15 protein-coding genes are annotated in these 15,643 nt (G+C 62.9%); 6 read left to right on the top strand and 9 right to left on the bottom strand.

The annotated features are described in order from the left end of the window. Positions 1-93 precede the first annotated feature (93 nt). Positions 94-1,659, top strand: coding sequence for an MFS transporter (locus tag PLD_RS05355; RefSeq protein ID WP_159890535.1), 1,566 nt, complete (start codon positions 94-96; stop codon positions 1,657-1,659). Here PLD_RS05355 and PLD_RS05350 read toward each other — a convergent pair. Next, positions 1,635-2,888, bottom strand: a complete 1,254-nt coding sequence (locus PLD_RS05350) for a ferric reductase-like transmembrane domain-containing protein (RefSeq protein WP_159890533.1) — start codon at positions 2,886-2,888, stop codon at positions 1,635-1,637. The two genes, PLD_RS05355 and PLD_RS05350, sit on opposite strands and share 25 nt — an antisense overlap. 215 nt (positions 2,889-3,103) lie before the next feature. Next, positions 3,104-3,298, bottom strand: coding sequence for a hypothetical protein (locus PLD_RS30510; protein ID WP_218575854.1), 195 nt, complete (start codon positions 3,296-3,298; stop codon positions 3,104-3,106). Between PLD_RS30510 and glsB the strand changes: the two genes are divergently transcribed. Beyond that, positions 3,297-4,205: a glutaminase B gene (gene glsB, locus PLD_RS05345; RefSeq protein ID WP_159890531.1), complete on the top strand. Its 909-nt coding sequence runs from the start codon at positions 3,297-3,299 to the stop codon at positions 4,203-4,205. The two genes, PLD_RS30510 and glsB, sit on opposite strands and share 2 nt — an antisense overlap. Positions 4,206-4,350: 145 nt before the next feature. Here the strand turns inward: glsB and PLD_RS05340 are convergent, their stop codons facing one another. Both PLD_RS05340 and PLD_RS05335 read right to left on the bottom strand, forming a co-directional pair. Continuing rightward, positions 4,351-4,812: an LEA type 2 family protein gene (locus tag PLD_RS05340; RefSeq protein ID WP_159890529.1), complete on the bottom strand. Its 462-nt coding sequence runs from the start codon at positions 4,810-4,812 to the stop codon at positions 4,351-4,353. A gap of 122 nt (positions 4,813-4,934) precedes the next feature. After that, positions 4,935-6,374, bottom strand: coding sequence for a nucleobase:cation symporter-2 family protein (locus PLD_RS05335; protein WP_159890527.1), 1,440 nt, complete (start codon positions 6,372-6,374; stop codon positions 4,935-4,937). 432 nt (positions 6,375-6,806) lie between these two features. Between PLD_RS05335 and PLD_RS05330 the strand changes: the two genes are divergently transcribed. The 4 genes from PLD_RS05330 (at position 6,807) to chrA (ending at position 10,573) form a co-directional block, all read left to right on the top strand. Beyond that, a complete protein-coding gene (locus PLD_RS05330) occupies positions 6,807-7,523 on the top strand; it encodes a YafY family protein (protein WP_159890525.1) in 717 nt (238 codons plus the stop codon). An 81-nt stretch (positions 7,524-7,604) separates the two neighbouring features. Continuing rightward, positions 7,605-8,732 (top strand): cell division protein ZapE, encoded by a 1,128-nt coding sequence (gene zapE, locus PLD_RS05325; protein ID WP_159890523.1) that lies wholly within the window; start codon positions 7,605-7,607, stop codon positions 8,730-8,732. 156 nt (positions 8,733-8,888) lie between these two features. Continuing rightward, positions 8,889-9,380 carry a GNAT family N-acetyltransferase gene (locus PLD_RS05320; protein WP_159890521.1) on the top strand — a complete coding sequence of 164 codons (492 nt, stop codon included), beginning with the start codon at positions 8,889-8,891 and terminating at the stop codon, positions 9,378-9,380. Beyond that, on the top strand, positions 9,380-10,573 hold the full coding sequence (gene chrA, locus PLD_RS05315) for a chromate efflux transporter (protein ID WP_159890519.1): 1,194 nt from the start codon (positions 9,380-9,382) through the stop codon (positions 10,571-10,573). Before PLD_RS05320 ends, chrA begins: the two co-directional genes overlap by 1 nt. Here chrA and PLD_RS05310 read toward each other — a convergent pair. The 5 genes from PLD_RS05310 to PLD_RS05290 all read right to left on the bottom strand — a co-directional run bounded on the left by PLD_RS05310 (position 10,570) and on the right by PLD_RS05290 (position 15,578). Then, positions 10,570-11,997 carry a heavy metal sensor histidine kinase gene (locus PLD_RS05310; RefSeq protein WP_159890518.1) on the bottom strand — a complete coding sequence of 476 codons (1,428 nt, stop codon included), beginning with the start codon at positions 11,995-11,997 and terminating at the stop codon, positions 10,570-10,572. The two genes, chrA and PLD_RS05310, sit on opposite strands and share 4 nt — an antisense overlap. After that, positions 11,994-12,668 (bottom strand): heavy metal response regulator transcription factor, encoded by a 675-nt coding sequence (locus tag PLD_RS05305; protein ID WP_159890517.1) that lies wholly within the window; start codon positions 12,666-12,668, stop codon positions 11,994-11,996. Before PLD_RS05305 ends, PLD_RS05310 begins: the two co-directional genes overlap by 4 nt. 320 nt (positions 12,669-12,988) lie before the next feature. Then, the gene (locus PLD_RS05300) at positions 12,989-13,177 is read right to left on the bottom strand and encodes a hypothetical protein (protein WP_218575853.1); all 189 of its coding nucleotides are present in this window, start codon (positions 13,175-13,177) and stop codon (positions 12,989-12,991) included. 247 nt (positions 13,178-13,424) lie between these two features. Further along, positions 13,425-15,167 carry a phosphoethanolamine transferase CptA gene (locus PLD_RS05295; RefSeq protein ID WP_159890515.1) on the bottom strand — a complete coding sequence of 581 codons (1,743 nt, stop codon included), beginning with the start codon at positions 15,165-15,167 and terminating at the stop codon, positions 13,425-13,427. Positions 15,168-15,395: 228 nt separating this feature from the next. Continuing rightward, entirely contained in the window at positions 15,396-15,578 is a 183-nt protein-coding gene (locus PLD_RS05290) for a DUF6026 family protein (RefSeq protein ID WP_159890513.1), read from the bottom strand. Positions 15,579-15,643: the final 65 nt, after the last annotated feature.

Here is a 15,643-nt window from a genome sequence, read left to right as displayed (position 1 = left end):
GAGCGGAATAATGCCCTGTTTTTTATCGATTGCGGCCTGTCTATCCTGGGTTTTTCTTCAATCAGCCCTGTTTACCGGGGTATAGAGGTGTGCGTGAATCCTCAATTCGACCTGTCCCTGGGGCTGCCGGGCCGCACCCGCGAGCGGGGTGCCTACGGTGTATTGGCGGCAGTGTGCCTGGCGGCACTGATGCTGCCCCTGACCTTTGTCGGGGTGGCGGTGGCGACCCCGGCCATCGCCCGCGAACTGGGGGGCAGCCCCCTGGCGCTGAGCTGGACCACCAACGCCTTCATGCTGACCTTTGGCAGCGTGTTGATGGCCGCCGGGACCCTGGCCGACGAGTACGGTCGCAAGCGCCTGTTCAGCCTGGGGGTGGCGCTGTTCGGCCTAAGCTCGCTGGCCCTGGTGTGCGTGCCGTCGCTGCTGTGGCTCAACCTGCTGCGCGGGGTCCAGGGGCTGGCCGGCGCCGCCGCCCTGGCCGGTGGTTCGGCGGCCCTGGCCCAGGCCTTCGACGGCCCCGGACGCACTCGGGCCTTCAGCTTGCTGGGCACCACCTTTGGCGTCGGCCTGGCCTTTGGCCCGATCCTCGCCGGGGTCTTGGTGGAACACAGCGGCTGGCGGGCGATCTTCGTCTCCGGAGCGCTGATCGGCGGCCTGTCCCTGGCCTTTGGCGTGCCGCGCATGCAGGAGTCCAGGGATCCTGAGGCCCGGGGCGTGGACTGGCCCGGCACCTTGAGTTTCACCCTGGCCCTGGTGCTGCTGACCTGGGGCATCTTGCAGGCGCCGCAAAGCGGCTGGGGCAGTCCCTGGGTTCTGTTGTTGCTGGCGGGGGCGCTGCTGGCCCTGGGGCTGTTCATTGCCGTGGAGCGGCGGGCGGCGCGACCGATGCTCGACCTGTCGCTGTTTCGCTACCCGCGCTTTGTCGGGGTGCAGGTGTTGCCCATCGCCACCTGCTATTGCTACGTGGTGCTGCTGATTCTGCTGCCGATCCGCTTTATTGGCGTCGAAGGCTACAGCGAGATTGACGCCGGGTTGCTGATGCTGGCCTTGTCCGCGCCGATGCTGGTGGTGCCGTTTGCCGCGGGCTGGCTCAATCGCTGGTTCAGCGCCGGCAATCTGGCGAGCCTGGGGCTGGCGGTGGCCGCCGCCGGGCTGTGGTGGCTCAGTCGGGTCGAGCCGGGATCCGCCGCGGTCGAGCAGGTCTGGCCGTTGCTGGTGATTGGCCTGGGCAGCGGGCTGCCCTGGGGCTTGATGGATGGTTTGTCGGTGAGTGTGGTGCCCAAGGAGCGGGCCGGCATGGCCAGCGGCATCTTCAGTACCACCCGGGTGGCGGGCGAGGGCATTGCCCTGGCGTTGGTGGTGGCGTTGCTGGCAGGGCTGCTGCAACACGGGCTTGGGCGCCACGGGGCGCCTGGGGAGGGCCTGGTACTGGCGGCCCGGCAACTGGCCGGCGGCGATCTGGCGGCCAGCGTCGGGTCCTTGCCGGGGTGGTCCCGGGAAGTGCTGTTACGCCTTTATTCCCAGGCCTTTAGCCAACTGTTGCAGGTGTTGACGGTCATCACCCTGCTGGCGGCTCTGGTGGTGCGGGTGGCGCTGCATGAGCCGCGCCACCGGCGAGGGCGGGAGTCAACGGTTCAACGGAACTCGAAGAACTCGTAGTGCAGGTTGGCGTCGGGGATCTGGCATTCGTTCATCAGTTTCCGGACTTGGGCCAGTAGGCCTTTGGGGCCGCAGAAGCTGACCTGGATCTGCTGCGGATCGGTTTCCGTGGCTGTGCGTTTCAGGGTTTGCGCCAGCGACGCGGTGCCGCCGCTGTTGGCCACGAAGTTGACCCCGCGGGCCTTGGCCATGCCTTGCAGAGTATCGACGCTGGGGAACGCCCGGGATGGGTTGTAGCAGTACACCAGGGTCGCTCTGTCTAGCTGCCCGGCGTCGGCATCCTGCAGCCAAGCGATAAACGGCGAAATCCCAACCCCGCCCCCGATCCACACCTCGCGGCTGCCTTCCTGCGGTCGCTTGAAGCGGCCATAGGGTGCATAGATGTTCGCGCGCATGCCGACCTTGACCTGCTTACGCAGCTGTTGGGTGTAGTCGCCCAGGGCACGGATCACGAACTCAATGCGCCCGTCATGGGTCTGGGCGCTGGCGATGGTGAAGGGATGCGGCTCGCGCAGGCCCTTTTCCTGCATCGACAGGAAGGCGAACTGACCGGCCTTGAAGGGAAAGCCACGGCCCAGGGGCAGGAGTTCCAGGTGCAGGGAGTTCTTTTCCACCTTGACCGCGCTCACCTGGTACTCGCCAACCTTGGCCAGGAAGGGGTAGAGCAGCAGTTTGTACAGGGCCCCGAGCACCCCAAGGATGCACAGCGCGCCGAGCCAGAGGCCTGAAGGCGAGTCCAGGGTGATCGGCGACTTGAAGCTCAAGCCGTGCAGGATGACGATCAGAAACAGCGGGCCGGAGAGCTTGTGCCACCAGCGCCATTGGCTGTAGGGAATGTTGCGGTTCAGGGCCAGCAGTACGATCAGGCCCAGGGCCACGTAGCTCAGTTGGCGCACCAGGCGTGTCCAGTATTTCGAGAGTTCGAGGATCGGCACGCTGCCCCAGGCGTCCAGGTTGGCCTTGAATACCAGGTGATAGCTGGCGAATGCCAGGGCCCAGATGCCCAGCCACTTGTGGGCCTCATAGACCCGGTCGAGGCCGCCGAACAGGCGCTCGACGAAGCCCCAACGGCTGGCCAGCAGGCAAGACAGGGCCATATAGGCCAAGGCCGTGCTACCGAGGATCATGCTCAGGGTGGCGGAGGTCAGCCAGGTGGTGGAAGGAATCTCCAGCAGGAGGGTGAGGGTGGTGATCAGCAGGACACCGACGATCGTGTGCCAGGTTTTCAAAGGTGCATGACTCCGCTCAGGAAATGCCGTCATGGCGTAAACATCGACTGCCGCCAATGCCCCGTTGCAACTGGGGCGCTGCCAAAGGTCGCGATGCATGGAGGGGTGTGATGTTGCGGTCAAGCTGGATATGACAGGTTTGTGTGCCTGTAATCGACGGCTATTCTAGCGCTCTAACCTTAATTCAAGCTGATGGTGATCATCGATTCTGTGTTTTACGATTGGCGAAAATGATCGAATATCACTTGCATTTCGATTCCGTGTAGCCGCCGTTGGGCGGTGCTCTCGCCGGCCAGCAGCGACGGGTGGGCGGCGGTTTTGAATGTGGGTGTGCTGCGCAGGCGCTGGCGCGCGTCTAGCAGCCATAGCCCCGCAGCCGTATCGGTGCCCGTGATAATGAGCCAGACCATGCAAGCCTTGTTGAACCAGATTCTCGATGAAGTCCGCCCCCTGATCGGCCAAGGCCAGGTCGCCAACTACATCCCGGCCCTGGCGGATGTGCCGGCCAATCAATTGGGGATTGCCGTCTACGGCAACGATGGCCAGGTGTTCAGTGCCGGCGATGCCGATACGCCGTTCTCAGTGCAGAGTATTTCCAAGGTCTTCAGTCTGGTGCAGGCCATCGGCCATTCCGGCGAGTCGATCTGGGAGCGCCTGGGTCACGAGCCTTCCGGGCAGCCCTTCAATTCCCTGGTGCAATTGGAGTTCGAGCGCGGCCGGCCGCGCAACCCTTTCATCAATGCCGGTGCCTTGGTGATCTGTGACATCAACCAGTCGCGTTTTGCCGCACCAGCCTTGTCCATGCGCGACTTTGTCCGGCGACTGTCGGGCAATCCTCAGGTGCTGGTGGATGGGCGGGTGGCCGAGTCGGAATACCAGCACCGGGCGCGCAATGCGGCCATGGCCTACCTGATGCAGTCCTTCGGTAATTTCCATAACGATGTCGAGGCAGTGCTGCGCAGCTATTTCAGCCATTGCGCGCTGCGCATGAGCTGCGTCGATCTGGCCCGGGCCTTTTGCTTTCTGGCCAACGACGGTTTCTGCAAGCACAGCGGCGAGCAGATCCTCAGTCGCCGGCAGACGCAGCAAGTCAACTCGATCATGGCCACCAGCGGCTTGTACGACGAAGCCGGCAACTTCGCCTATCGGGTCGGGCTACCGGGCAAAAGTGGTGTCGGTGGGGGGATTGTCGCGGTGGTGCCGGGGCAATTCACGGTGTGCGTGTGGTCGCCGGAGCTCAATGTTGCCGGCAACTCACTGGTGGGCATGGCGGCCCTGGAGCTGCTTAGCCAGCGCATCGGCTGGTCGGTGTTCTAGGCTTTGTACGAAAAGCCTGATACTCGGTGATGCTGCGTTGAAAACGGTCTCGGAATGCTCATTTACAACCCGTAAACTCCGCTTCCTCGACCGTTTTCGCCTTGCCTGACCTTCGTCTCAAAACTTTTCGTACAGAGCCCAGGGCTTACCAGGCGCCCGGGTTGCTCAGGCTGATCTGCCCGCGATCGATGAAACGCTGGGTGCCGAACAGCCCGCCGGCCAGTTTGCCCCGCAGCACGTAGGGCAGATTGTCCAGGGTCTGGGTCTGGCTCAACCCCAGGGTCTGACGCAGGACGGAAAACGCCGAGACGCTGACTGGAATCACCAGGATGTCCTCCGAGTAACGGCCGATATGCCCCTGCTGGTCGCTGACCCCGGAGGCCAGCGGGCGGCCGTTGACTTCCAGGTCTAGGGCCACGCCGTTGTAGTCGATGGCGGTTTCATTGGGATTTTGCAGGCGCAGTTTCACCGCGAAGCGCATTTCCAGCTCCTGGCTGGGCAGCGGCTCGATGCCCACCACGTTGATTGCCAGCGGGTCGCGGTGGGGCAACAGCGCACAGGCGCTGAGACTGAGCAGTACCAGGGTCAAGGCGATCAATCTACGCATGCAATACCTGTCGGCAATGGAAGTGAATGGCGGGTCGGCACCTTGTAGCCTGGAAAGCCCTCGACCAACCTCCAAGGCCTAGGGCCCATCACCGGCACACGCAGCATAGACGCCGCTGGGCCTCAGGAGTTCGTTTGGCCGCTCATGTCCGGGTCTTGCATCACCTTGAGGGTCGCCGCTTCGGGGTCGAACTCATCCTCTTCCAGCTCGAGGAATTCTTCCGGCAGGAAAATGTTGAGTACGATCGCGCAGAAAGCCCCCACGGTGATCGGCGATTCGAAGATGTTGTGCAGGGCCTTGGGCAGCTCGCGCAGCACTTCCGGCACCGCCGCTACCCCCAGGCCCATGCCTAGGGAAATCGCCACGATCAGCACGTTGCGCCGATGCAGCCCGGCCTCGGCGAGGATCTTGATCCCGGCCACCGCCACGGTGCCGAACATGATCAGGGTGGCACCGCCCAGCACTGGCTTGGGCATCAGTTGCAGCACCGCGCCGATCATCGGGAACAGGCCCAGCAGCACCAGCAGCCCGGCAATGAAGTAGGCCACGTAGCGGCTGGCGACGCCGGTCAGCTGGATCACCCCGTTGTTCTGGGCAAAGGTCACCATCGGCAGGCTGTTGAACACCGCCGCCACCGCTGAGTTGAAACCGTCCGCCAGCAGCCCGGACTTGATGCGCTTGATGTACAGCGGGCCTTTCACCGGCTGTTGGGAAATCATCGAGTTGGCGGTCAGGTCACCGGCCGCCTCCAGGGGCGAAATCAGGAAGATCACCGCCAGCGGGATGAAGGCGATCAGGTCGAAGGAAAACCCGTACTTGAACGGCACCGGCACGCTCACCAGCGGCACCTCGGGTAGGGCCGCCATGTCCACCCGGCCCAGTAGCCAGGCCACCACGAAGCCTAGGGTCAGGCCGATGACGATCGAGCCCAGGCGCAACATCGGGTGGTTGAAACGGTTGAGCACGACGATGGTCAGCAGCACCAAGGCCGCCAGGCCCAGGTTGCTCGCCGCGCCCAGGTCGCTGGCGCCGTAGCCGCCGGCCATGTCGGTGACCGCCACCTTGATCAGCGACAGGCCCATCAGGGTGATGATGGTGCCGGTCACCACCGGGGTGATCAGTTTGCGCAGCTTACCGATGAACTGGCTGAGGAACATCTCGATAAAGGCCGCGACAAAACAGATGCCGAAGATGGTGGAGAGGATGTCATCGGTGCTGCCGCCCCTGCCCTTGACCATGAAACCGGCACTGAGCAGCACGCTGATAAAGGAAAAGCTGGTGCCTTGCACGCACAATAAGCCCGAGCCGATTGGCCCCAGGCGCCGGGCCTGGACGAAGGTGCCCAGGCCGGAAACGAACAGCGCCATGCTGATCAGGTAGGGCAGCTCGCTTTCCAGGCCCAGCACGCCGCCGAAGATCAGGGTCGGGCTGATGATGCCGACAAAACTGGCCAGTACATGCTGCAGGGCGGCGAAGATCGCCGCGCTGAAATGCGGACGGTCATTGAGGCCGTAGATCAGGTCGGACGTGTAGCGGGGCGGGGAGCGATCAGGTGCGGTCATGGGAGAAGGCCTGGCGGTGGCGTGTGATTACAGCGCGGCACACGCCGCAAAGTGGGCGGGACGTGAGCGGCAACGGCATGGCGTGGGACAAGACTTGCGCACCCGGTCAGAAAAAAGGAGGCGCAGGATGCCAGAAAGGTGTCGTTGCCTGAAGGGCAAATACCGGCGCAAGGGCAACTTTTCAAGGCATCGACGGCGCCCGTTGCGCATTTACCCTTATGCCGTGACCCGCTTCGCCCGTTGGCGGGGCGGGCCTCGCTGCCGCCGCCTGCTGGCCTGGTGCGCCGTATTCAACCGCGCGACCTATGCCCTGAGCTGGAGCCGCGCCGTTGCACTGGCGGTGCTGGGTTGCGGCGCTCCAAATACACCTACTGACACTCACTGTCAGTAGGCTCTGTTATGGTGCCCCGGTTTTCTCAGGAGGTCGCCGCGATGTCGCGAGCCAGTCGTTTACTTACCCTGTTGCAGATACTGCGGAGCAAGAGTCGCCCGGTCACGGCAGCAACCCTGGCCGCCGAGCTGGAGGTTTCCGAGCGCACCCTGTACCGCGACATCGCCGAGCTCACGTCCCTGGGGGCCCCCATCCACGGCGAGGCGGGGATCGGTTACGTGCTGCGCAGCGGGTTGTTCCTGCCACCGTTGATGCTCAATGCCGACGAGACCGAGGCGGTGGTGTTGGGCTTGCGTTACGTTGATCAGCGCGGCGACGAGGTGCTGAGCAAGGCCGCGGCCGATGCGATGGCCAAAATCGCCGCGGTATTGGCGCCAGCCGCCCAGGACGCCTTGCGTAACCCGACCTTGTTGCCGGGGCCGCCGGGCTACGGTTTTCCTGACAATCTGGTGTCGCTGAACGTGTTTCGCCAAGCCATCGCTCATCAAGCCAAGCTGTTGATCGACTACGCCGACGCCCATCAGATCCCCAGCCAGCGCTTGATCTGGCCCCTGGCCCTGGGGTTTCTCAACGAGGCGCGGGTGATCGTTGCCTGGTGCGAACTGCGCGAGGATTACCGGACTTTTCGCACCGACCGCATTGCCGCAGCCCGAGAGCAGGGTGAGGCGTATCCGGGGCGGCGCAGCGATTGGTTGCGGACCTGGCGCAAGCGCCTGCAAGGCGAAGACCGCCCACACTTTACGGCCGACCAGCCCTGAGGCCAGGGCGCGGCAACGCCCCGCGCCGGTATCGCGGGGCGATGGCATACTGCGGCTCTTTTGCCAGGAGGCCATTGGCCCATGCCCTTCGATTCCCCCTTGAGCGCATATCAGCATGCCCTGGAGCAGGATGGGTTTGTCGCCGATCCGGCGCAGGCCCGGGCGGTGCAAGCCTTGCAGCAATGCCATGAAGCCCTGGAGCAAGGTCGCCAGGCGGTGCCAGGGGTCTATCTGTGGGGAGCGGTGGGGCGCGGCAAGACCTGGCTGATGGATCAGTTCCATCAAAGCCTCAAGGTGCCGGCGCGACGTCAGCACTTTCATCACTTCATGAGTTGGGTGCACCAGCGTTCGTTCCAGCTGACCGGCACCGCCGATCCCCTGCAGGCGCTGGCCCAGGAGCTGGCACAAGAGGTGCGGGTGCTGTGCTTCGACGAGTTGTTCGTCAACGACATTGGCGATGCGATCATTCTTGGGCGGTTGTTCCAGGTGATGTTCGCGCAGGGTGTGGTCATGGTCTGCACCTCCAATCAGCCTCCCGAGCAGTTGTACGCCGACGGTTTCAACCGTGAGCGCTTTGTGCCGGCGATCAGCGCGATTCGCCAGCACCTGCAGGTGGTGACGGTGGACGGCCCGCAGGATCACCGCCTGCACCCAGGCGCGGCGACGCAGCGCTATTGGGTGCGCACCGCCGATCAGCCCAGCGCCCTGGCGCCGTTGTTTGCGCAGATGAGTGCGGGGCAGGCGGTGTCCACTGATGTCCTGTTGCTCGGTTACCGCCAGGTGGCCGTGGTCAAGGTCGCCGCGACGGTGATCTGGTGTCGCTTTTGCGACCTGTGCGAGCAGCCCTTTTCCGCCATGGACTTCATGGCCCTGTGTGATCGGTTTCACGCGATCTTCCTCAGCGAAGTGCCCAACCTCAGTGCCCAGCAGCGCCCTGGGCGTATCGCCCGCGGCACCGAGGACGGCGCCCAGCGGGTGGCGGCCGGTGATCGCCAATTGCCGCAACTGTCGATCCATGACGATGCGGTGCGCCGCTTCATCGCATTGGTGGATGAGTGCTACGACCGCAACGTACCGCTGTACCTGGAGGCCCGGGTCGCGATGGAGCTGCTGTACACCGAGGGCTACTTGGCGTTTCCCTTCCGGCGCACCCTCAGTCGCTTGCAAGCAATGCAACTGCAACGTTTTGCCCAGACGCCCGAGGCTTGAGGGGAAGCGGTTCCGCCTGCTGAGAGTGGTTACCATTGCTTAAGATTTTTCTCTGAAAGGGGGGTGAAAAATCTTCGTTTGGTCAAATCCCCCAGCCTACAATCCAGGCGGCCTGAAGCTGTGGGTTTACTTTCAACGTGTTGATCGAGGATGAACATGGACGTTGCCGATGTTGTGGTCTTGCAAGCCAGTTACAGCAACCCGGTGCATGCCGAAGCCATAGGCGCACTGCTCAATCACTATGCCCTGGACCCCATGGGGGGCGGGCAGGCGCTGGCGCCGGACAGCCTTGAACAGCTGCCGGCGGAGCTGGCCAAGCGGCCTCAAGCGTTCAGTGTGCTGGCCTTTGCCGGGGGGCAAGCGGTGGGCCTGGTGAATTGCTTCGAAGGCTTTTCGACCTTTGCCTGTCGGCCGCTGGTCAATGTTCACGATGTGGTGGTGCTGGAGAGCTTTCGTGGCCGGGGCTTGAGCAAGCGCATGTTGCAGAAGGTCGAGGACATCGCCCGGCAACGGGGCTGCTGCAAGATCACCCTGGAAGTACTGGAAGGCAACCTTCGCGCCCAGGCGGCCTATCAGGCCTGTGGTTTTGCCAACGCCATGCTCGATCCCGCTCAGGGCCGCATGCTGTTCTGGAGCAAAGCCTTGTAATGCTCGACGTCGCGCCAATCGCCCAGCCCCAGCGTCCCGGTGACTCGCCCTGGCGCATTTTCCTGCTGTTCTTGCGCCTGGGGCTGACCTCGTTCGGCGGGCCGGTGGCGCACTTGGGGTATTTTCGCCAGGAGTTTGTCCAGCGCCGGCGTTGGCTGGGGGAGGCGGCTTACGCCGAACTGGTCGCGCTGTGCCAGTTTTTGCCCGGGCCGGCCAGCAGCCAGGTCGGCATTGCCCTGGGCCTGTCCCGCGCGGGGGTGCCCGGTGCCTTGTGCGCCTGGGCCGGTTTTACCTTGCCTTCGGCGCTGGCGCTGGTCTTGTTGGCACAGGGCATTGGCGGTGGCGTACCGCCTGGGGTGCTCAAGGGTTTGCAACTGGTGGCGGTCGCGGTGGTGGCCTTGGCGCTGTGGGGGATGGCCCGCAGCCTGTGTCGCGGGCCCTTGCGCATCGCCATCGGGCTGATGGCCGCGGCCCTGGTACTGCGCTGGCCAGGGTTGGGCGCGCAGTTGCTGGTGATGCTGCTGGCGGCGTTGGCGGGCGTTGTGCTGATCAAGCCGCTGTTCGAGGCCCGGATCGAGGTTCAGCCTTCAGGCGCCAGTCGGCGTCTCGGGCTTTGTGCCCTGGGCTTGGCGCTGGTGCTGCTGGTGCTGTTGCCGGGACTGGCGCTGCTCTGGCCGAATCGCTTGTTGAGCCTGTTCGATGGTTTCTATCGGGTGGGCGCGCTGGTCTTCGGCGGTGGTCATGTGGTGCTGCCGTTGCTGCAGGCACAGGTGGTAGAGCCGGGCGGGGTCAGTAGCCCGCTGTTTCTGGCCGGTTATGCCAGTGCCCAGGCGGTGCCGGGGCCGCTGTTCAGCGTCGCGGCCTTTCTCGGGGCCGCCATCGCGGGGTGGAGCGGGGCGCTGGTTTGCCTGGTGGCGATCTTTCTTCCGGGGTTGTTGCTGGTGATCGGGGTCGTACCGTTTTGGCAGTTTGTGCGCCATCGGCACGGGGTCCAGGCGGCGTTGGCCGGGGTCAACGCCGCGGTAGTGGGGTTGCTGGCGGCGGCGCTGTATCAGCCGCTGTGGACCAGCAGCGTCAGCGGGCCCCTGGACGTGCTGGCGGTGCTGCTGGTCCTGGCGCTGTTGCACAGCGGCCGAGTGCCGCCCTGGGCCTTGGTGTTGCTGGGCGCGGTGGCGGGTGGCATCTGGCTCTAAGCGCCCGGCGGCGCCGGGGCGAGCGTGGGAAACACCAGGGAAAACTCAGTCAGCCGCCCTGGTTCGCTGCTGACGTCGGCTCGTCCCTGGTGCAGTTGCATGATCGAGCGGACGATCGCCAGCCCCAGCCCGGTACCCCCTTCGGCGCGGGCGCGGCTGCTGTCGACGCGATAGAAACGCTCGAACAGATGAGGCAGGTGACAGGCCGCGATGCCTGGTCCGGGGTTGCTCACCGTCAGGCGCACGCTGTGCGCCTGTTGTTCGATCCGCAGATCGATCCGTCCTTGGGACGGGCTGTGACGGATGGCGTTGGACAGCAAGTTGGACAGCGCCCGCTGGATCATCAGCGGATCGCCCAGGACCCAGGCGTCGCCCCTTTGCTGCAACGCCAGCTGCCGGTCTTCGGCGCTCAGGGCGAACAATGCCGAGACCTTGCGCGCCTGTTCCCCCAGCGACACTGGGACGAACCGGGCCTGCGAAGCCGGCTGGCTGACCTGGGCCAGAAACAGCATGTCGGCGACGATCCGTATGATCCGCTCCAGTTCTTCGATGCTGGCCTCCAGGACCGCTTTGTATTCGGCAGGGGGGCGCTCCCGGGACAGGGTCACCTGGGCCTTGCCCATCAAGTTGCTGATGGGCGAGCGCAGCTCATGAGCCAAATCGTCGGAGAACTGCGACAAGCGCTGCACGCCCCCATCCAGGCGTTGCAGCATGACGTTGATGCCTTGACCCAGTTCCGCCAGCTCCCTAGGCAGGTTGTCCAGGTCCAGACGATGGGTCAGGTCTTGGGTGGTGACCTTGGCCGCGACCCGGGTGAACTGCTGCAGCGGCCGCAGTCCCCGCTGCACCAGCCACCAGGCGCCGATACCGATCAACAGTAGCAACGGCGGCAGGGCGATCAGCGTGGAGCGCAGGTAAGCACTGAGCAGGGCCAGATCGTTGTGGCGATTCAGGCTCAGCACCACCCTTACCGCATCACCGTTGCCCAGGCGCATTTGCCGCGAGGCGCTGAGCCATTGCTGGCCACGGCTGTCGCGCCATTGCAGGTCGCTGTCGACGCGCGCTTGCCTCAGTGCGGCGGGCAGCGTGGCCTGATCGCCGCCGCCGGCCTCCAGCCACGGGCTGGCCAGCGGATCAGTGGAGAAGACGTTCAGGCGCAGGTTGTCGTGCCCCATCACCAGGTCCAACAGGGAATGCGGGCGCGCCGTCAGATCACTGCTGTCGCGGTCGCTGGTGAGGCTGTGCTGGATCTGCTCAAGTTTGTTCTGCATGCCTTTGCGCGCTAGGTTGTCCAACTGGTGATCCAGCGCCAGGTAGGCCAGGGTCGCCAGCAGCAACACCAGGGCTGCGCCCATCAGGCTGACGGTCAACCCCAGGCGCATGGACAAACTGCGGGCAGGGGGGGCGCCGGTGACTCGGCTCATGGGCGCACTTCCAGTACATAGCCGACACCGCGCAGGGTGTGGATCAGTTTGAGGTCGCTGGCGTCGTCGATCTTGGCCCGTAGGCGGCTGATGGAAACCTCCACCACATTGGTGTCGCAATCAAAATTCATGTCCCAGACCAGGGAAATGATCTGTGCACGCGTCATGACCTCCCCTGAATGGCGCATTAATACGTGCAGCAACGTGAACTCCTTAGTGGTCAAGTCAATACGCCGCTCGCCGCGATAAGCCCGGTGACGCCGCGGATCAAGTTGCAGATCGGCAACTTGCAGAACTTGCGCCTGAGCCACAGGCGCACGGCGGCGGATCAATGTCCGGACCCGTGCCAGTAACTCGGGGAATTGGAAAGGCTTGACCAGATAATCATCGGCGCCCATGTCCAGAGCCCTGACCTTATCGTCCAGACGGCCTCGGGCGGTGAGCATCAAAACCCGTGCCGAATGCTGTCGATTAATATCTTGCAGTACTTGCCAGCCATCTTTTTGCGGCAAGTTTATATCCAGAATCACCAGTTCATAACGCTGCTGTTTAACCAGGTGAAGACCATCAACGCCATTGTTCGCTCGATCCACTACATAACCACTTTCAGTGAGCCCCTGATGCAGGTAATCCGCGGTTTTTACTTCGTCTTCAACTACCAGAATGCGCATTGCAAAATCCTCTAGCCACGGGTTTGGCGGTTAGCCAAGGCGCCGATAATGAAGCCTGAAGTAACTACAGGGTCAATAAAAGAATCGAGATAATTCAGCGCCTTAGAAGGGTTATGGATGAGCGGCGTGATGTGGGGGCGGGCGCGCAAGGTCACCTGGAGCGTCCTGGGTGGCAAATGCCTGGGAGGCTCTTGCATCGGCCATGTCAACCACCACGCGGGGTTTCGCACGGTTATAAAAAAGGCGCCCAGTAGGGCGCCAAACATCCATCTCTAGCAACGGAGCAGTTTGTCCAGAGTGGGTATTGCACTAAAGCTTCATCAGCTCTTGGGCTGTTTCCGAGTGTCCGCAACAGAATGACTGGAATTGTTGTTGTCAGGCTTTTCGATGTTGGCGATGTTCTCAGTTTTATTGCCGTGAATTTGCTGCTGGTTGACGCGGAAGTTCTCGTAGAACTGTTGTGCGCGCTCGGAACCACCTTCGGCAAAAGCAGTGCTGGAGCCGATCATGATTAAACTTCCGAGTGCGAGAGTTGCAAGTTTCATACTGCGCTACCTACTTTAAGAATGTTCGATACTTGTTTCATCCCTGGGCAACAAGCGATGGGAGAAGTTTCATCGAAGTCTATTAAGTAAGGGTTAACGGCAGTCTGAGTAAAAGACTACATTTTTGACATGATGTGTCCGCGCGGGTGTTTGGCGCGAAGAACGCTTCGTTCGCCGCGGGGGCCATTGCAGCCCCCGCAGGGAGGGGCGCTTACTGCTGCACCACGGCCGGCCCGGCGGGTGCCTTGGGCTTCATCAGGCTGAAGTCAATCAGCGACTTGCTTTGGCGTGCATAGGGATTGCCGATCAGCAAGGGCCGCGGTTTGAAGTCGGCGCTGACCAGGCTGCGGCTGGTGTCCATTTCGTCAAAGCTCAGGCCGGCCAGATCAGCCCAGGTGTGAATCAGCTGGGAGCTGCTGTAGGGGCGATTGAGGTCGGATGCTAGGCTCCAGTCATGGGTTTCGCGCCATTTCGGCGAGGCCCAGGCGATGAACGGGATGGTGTACATCGGCGCGGTCGGCTTGCCTTCGTTGCGGCCCAGGGTGTTATGCCCGGCCGAGTCGAAGACGTCTTCACCGTGGTCCGACAGGTACAGCAGGAAACCGTTGGGATCGGTCTTGGCATAGTCTTTGATCAGGCTGGACACCACGAAGTCGTTGTACAGCACGGCATTGTCGTAGCTGTTGTAGGTCGGCACCTGGTCGTCGTGCACGCCAGCCGGTACGCCTTGGCGGTCGGTGAATTTGTCGAAGCTCGGCGGATAGCGGTACTGGTAGCTCATGTGCGTGCCCAGCAGGTGCACCACAATGAATTTGCGTGGCGCGCTGTCGGCCAAGGCCTTGCTGAAGGGCTCAAGGACATCACCGTCGTACTGCCGGGCGTTCTGGTTGCGGTTGTTGTTCAGGTACACCTTCTCGTCCGCCTGTTCAGAAAAGGTGGTGAGCATGGTGTTGCGCTTGGTCATGGTCTGCTGGTTGGTGATCCAGTAGGTCTTGTAGCCGGCCTGCTTCATCACACTGACCAGCGAGGGTGTCTTGAGGTACAGGTCGGGGTTTTCTTCGTCGGCGAAGGTCAGTACCTGCTGCAGCGCCTCGATGGTGTAGGGGCGCGGGGTAATGACGTTATTGAACACCGCCAACTGGTCCTTGAGCTTGTCCAGCTCCGGCGTGGTCTGGCGCGGGTAGCCATAGAGGCTCATGCGCTGGCGGTTGGTCGACTCACCGATCACCAGCACCAGGGTCGCGGGCTGATTGGCTGCGCTGTCCTTGAGGTTGGTCAGAGGGGCAATCTTGCTGACGCTGTCGAGCATGCCTTGCATGCCCGCCAGTTGTTCACGATAGCGGCGATAGGCGATCAGCATTTGCCATGGTACCGCCGGCTCGACGCGGGTTTCGAACTTTTCCAGGCCCGCGGCCAGGGTGTCGGCCCGGGAGATCTGCTTGAGCAGCGGGTAGCCGACGATGGCCAGGAGGATTGCCAGCGCCGCCACATAAGCCTGGGTTTTGGGCAAGTAGACCGGACGCAGGCGGGTCCAGAGGAAAATCGCCAAGGCGGTGTGCGCAAGGAACGCCAGGAGCATCCACCAGGCAAAGTATTGAGTCAGGTATTCACCGGCTTCCGAGGGGTTGGACTCGAACATGATGAAAATGACGCTTTGCGAGAACTCCTGCTGGTAGATGAAGAAGTAGCCAAGGCTGGCCATGGAGCAGGCCCAGAGCACCACGCCAATCACCGCCGCCATGACTTTGGTGCGCGCCGGGAACAGCAGCATCGGCGCTAGCCAGATGGCGCTCATGAAGAAGGCTTGACGGAAACCGGCGAAACCGGAGGTGTCGGTCAGTTGTATCAGCAGTTGGGTGATGCCGGAGAAGTACCAGAAGAACAGGAACAGCCAGAGCAGGCCCATCCAGTCAAAACCTTTCGCAGACGTGTTGCTGCGTTTGAACAATGCCATTCAGCGCTCTCCACAAATCCATGATCACTGCGCGCCGGTTCAGCGTCGCGATGCCGGCAGCGTCCTGTAACAAGACGGCCACAATGGCCGCCAGTATCGGCCGGAGCGTGTGAAAAGTTCGTTAGCTGAGCGTTGGGTATGGTGCGCCGTGTCGGCTTATCGAGGTGGAGTGAGGCGCCACTGACAAGCGTGGCCAATCAGCGGCGATGCCTGTGGGCCGGGCGAGTTTCAGTGGCCGCGGGGAAGGTGCGGCACCACTGCCTGGGGCTGCTCCTGGTTCTGCAGTTGCAGACGCAATTGCGCGAGCTCCTGTTGCAAGCGATCGCGTTCTTCTTTGAGCTGACGCAGTTCGTCGCGACGAAGGGTGACGTACAGGGTTTGTGCAGGTCGTGCCGGTAGTGGTGTGCCCATTGCTTCACCTCGCCAATGGTGTGTCTCAACTATGCTTCGGTGGTCGCGGTCCTTGCGCAAAGCAC

It is taken from the genome of Pseudomonas sp. LD120 (genome assembly GCF_009861525.1).
In the GTDB taxonomy this organism is placed as follows: domain Bacteria; phylum Pseudomonadota; class Gammaproteobacteria; order Pseudomonadales; family Pseudomonadaceae; genus Aquipseudomonas.
Note: the sequence above shows the minus strand (reverse complement) of the source record. Positions and strands in the feature narration are given on the sequence as shown.